A 791-nucleotide genomic window follows, 5' to 3' on the forward strand; every position below is an offset into this window, starting at 1 on the left:
GTTCATCGGGCGGGCTCCGGGGTCGGCTCCTGGGTGGGCGGGACGGCCAGGGCGCGCAGGGCGCGTTCGACGCGGTCGGCGACGGCCTTGGCCTCGTGGCCGAGGCCGGCCTGGGCCACGGCGGAGGTGTCGTCCTTCTGCATGGCCTCCTCGGCGGCGCGGGGCCGGGCGACGGGGCGGCCGTCGGCGTAGGCGGACACGGCGTAGACGACGACGGGTGCGTCGGGCAGCACGGACACGGTCCAGGCGGCGCGCTGCGGGTCGGCGAAGCCGTAGCCCTGCGGCAGCGGCAGCCTGCCGCGCAGGGCGGCCATGGCGGTGGCGTCGGCCGGGGTGAAGACCATGCCGACGGTGACCAGCGAGCTGCGGGTGGCGTCGGTGTACGTGGCGCGCAGCACGCGGGTGCAGCCGGTGCCGGCCAGCAGGGGCTGCCAGTCGGGGGGCAGCGCGCCGGCGCAGTCGGCGTCGGCGGCGACCGCGACGCGGGTCCAGGTGCGGTCCGCGCCGCCGGGGCCGGCGCCGCGCCCGTCGAGGACGGACGGGAAGAGGGTCTCGACGGGCGTACGGTGCCAGAGCGAGGCGGCCTTGCGGTAGGCCTCGGCGGCGGACACGGGCTGGGCGGCGGCCCGCCGATCGGCCCAGACGGACGCCCCGGCCCCGCCGAGCAGCGCGATCCCGAGCAGAGCACACACAACGGCGGCCGCGCCCCGCCGCCGAGGCCGGCACCCGACCGCCACCGCCCCGTCGACGCTGCCGGGCACGACGCCGGAGGCCGTCGCGTCACCCATGGC

At 79.4% G+C, this 791-nt stretch carries 1 protein-coding gene; it reads right to left on the reverse strand.

Annotated elements, in window-relative coordinates:
• Positions 1-2: 2 nt before the first annotated feature.
• On the reverse strand, positions 3-791 hold a 789-nt coding region (locus GPJ59_RS36655), incomplete at its 5' end, for a hypothetical protein (RefSeq protein ID WP_308120711.1).

This window comes from Streptomyces bambusae (genome assembly GCF_019400985.1).
In the GTDB taxonomy this organism is placed as follows: domain Bacteria; phylum Actinomycetota; class Actinomycetes; order Streptomycetales; family Streptomycetaceae; genus Streptomyces; species Streptomyces bambusae_A.